The sequence below is a fragment of the Kordia periserrulae genome, assembly GCF_003054265.1.
In the GTDB taxonomy this organism is placed as follows: domain Bacteria; phylum Bacteroidota; class Bacteroidia; order Flavobacteriales; family Flavobacteriaceae; genus Kordia; species Kordia periserrulae.
In genome coordinates this window covers 1-2425 of record NZ_QBKT01000022.1, presented here as the reverse complement: position 1 = coordinate 2425, position 2425 = coordinate 1, and the positions used below count along the sequence as shown (strand labels likewise).

Sequence of the window (2425 nt, the reverse complement as noted above, 5' to 3'; positions counted from 1 at the left end):
GGACCAGGTTGGGATGGAACTTACAACGGTTCGCCAATGCCATCACAGGATTACTGGTTTAGAGTAGAATACGTAGACCCATTCGATGGAACACCAAAAGAATTTATCAATCATTTTACGTTGAAGAGATAATTCATCACATATTGAAAAATTAAACATGAAAATATAATAAACATAACAGAGCCGAAGTACATCAAAACTTCGGCTTTGTTATAATTAAAAAATAAAATATAGAATAGGGTTTTTCTTTTGTTTTCTGTTAAATAAATAAAAGATTACTCTTCTTATTAATATATTTGAGATTAAACTAGAGCTAAACTAACCAGAAATACTATTTTATGAGGGCAAAAATTCTACTTGTTCTATTGTTCATTATAGGGCATCAAGCATACTCACAAACCATCACCGTCGACGATACACGTACACCAGAAGATTTAATTATAAACGTACTTTTTCAAGATGTTTGTGGAAACGAACCTGATAATATTAGAGTAACAAACCATAGTGGTGCTGATAATTTACCAGGCGAACAGAATGGTGCCAATCTTAGTTTTGAAAGTTATGGGTACTTTTTTACAGGAACAGCTGATTTTCCCTTTGCAGAAGGAATCATATTAAGTAGTTCTAGTGTAACTGCTATAGCAGATAATGGAGGAGGAAACCTAAGTTTTGGCGGCGGCGGTTGGAACGGAGATAACGATTTGGCATTGCTCGCAGGTGGTGGAAATACATTTAATGCAACAGAGATTGAGTTTCAATTTGTGCCTTTATCAGACAGAATAAGTTTTCGTTACATATTAGCTTCAGAAGAATATACCACAGCTGCTAGTTATCCATGTAGTTTTGCCGATACATTTGCCTTTATATTAAGTGGACCTGGAATTCCTAATACAAATTTATACGACCACGATGCCAATCCGGCAACACCAGAGTTGAACTTAGATTTAGGTGGAAGAAATATTGCGTTACTTCCCGATTCTAACATTCCAGCTAGTATCACAAATATTCACACATTTACCTGTGGTACAGGATTGGGAGAATTCGCTTTTCCAGAATATTATGATGATGGCGGAAGTAACAACGGTTCAACCGAATTTGACGGACAAACTCGTAATTTAACAGCAGAATCAACCGTAATTCCTGGAGAAACTTATACAATTCGATTGGTGATTTCTGACTATTCTGATTCTTCATTCGACTCTGCCGTATTTCTTGAAGGTGGAAGTTTTGACATTGGTTCTTTAGATTTGGGAATGGACAGATTGGTGACTACTGGAAACCCAATTTGCGAAGGAGAATCAATCACATTAGACGCACAATCAGCTTTAGACACAGCAACGTATACATGGTTTAGAGACAGTGTGGAATTGGTGGGAGAAACAAATCCAACACTGACAGTGACTCAGCCTGGAACATATTCGGTTACAGTGTCAGTTTCTACAAATTGCTCTACAGATGATAGTATTGTGATTGAATATGCGCCTGTGCCTGTAGCGAATCAACCTAATAACTTATTAGAATGTGCGCCTATCGGTGATACGATGGCAGACTTTGATTTGACATTAGTGAATAATGATGTACTGCTTACGCAAGATCCGTCATTATTTAATATTTCTTATCACAATACTTTTGATGATGCCGATATGGATATGAATCCATTGCCAGTTCCGTACTCAGGAATGAACGGAGAAACAATACACGTACGAATAGAAGATATCTCTGGAGCTTGTTATGCTACTACGAGTTTTCAATTAGAACTTTTTGATTTAGCAGTGGCAAATCCGGTAGCAGATATTGTACTGTGTGATGATGATTCGAATGATGGTGTTGCAGATTTTACCTTGACGGATTATGATGTTCAGGCGTTGGGTACACAGAATCCAGCTGATTATACGGTGTCTTATCATCCTACGCTGAATGATGCAATTAATGACACAAATGCATTAAATCCAGCATACACTGCTACAGTAGGAACACAAACGATATTTGTTCGCGTGGAGAATAATACAGATGATTCCTGTAATGATACAACGCAATTTGACATACGTCTAAATGTACAACCGATAGCAAACGCGGCATCAGATATGGTTTTTTGTGATACAGATAGCAATGGCACGGAAGATTTTGACTTTAGTACGCAAGAAGCGGCTATTTTAGGCGGACAAAACCCAGCGGATTTCAATATTACGTTCCATAACAGTCAACCCGATGCAGAAAATGATGTAATGCCACTTACAAGTCCTTACACTAGTAGTGGCGGAGAAACAATCTACGTTCGTATTGATAGCACCGAGCCAGGCAACGACTGTTTTGCTGTTACGGATTTTGACTTAATTGTGAATGAATTACCAGTAGCAGTACTACCAGCTACGATAGAAGAATGTGATGATGATGGCGACGGTTTTGCTGACTTTACCCTAACGGA

At 38.0% G+C, this 2425-nt stretch carries 2 protein-coding genes; both read left to right on the top strand.

Translation table 11 applies throughout. The features are described 5' to 3' along the window. Positions 1-132: T9SS type B sorting domain-containing protein (locus C8N46_RS21090; RefSeq protein WP_146169916.1), on the top strand; the 132-nt coding region annotated here is incomplete at its 5' end. 206 nt (positions 133-338) lie between these two features. Continuing rightward, on the top strand, positions 339-2425 hold a 2087-nt coding region (locus tag C8N46_RS20000; protein WP_146169915.1), incomplete at its 3' end, for a choice-of-anchor L domain-containing protein.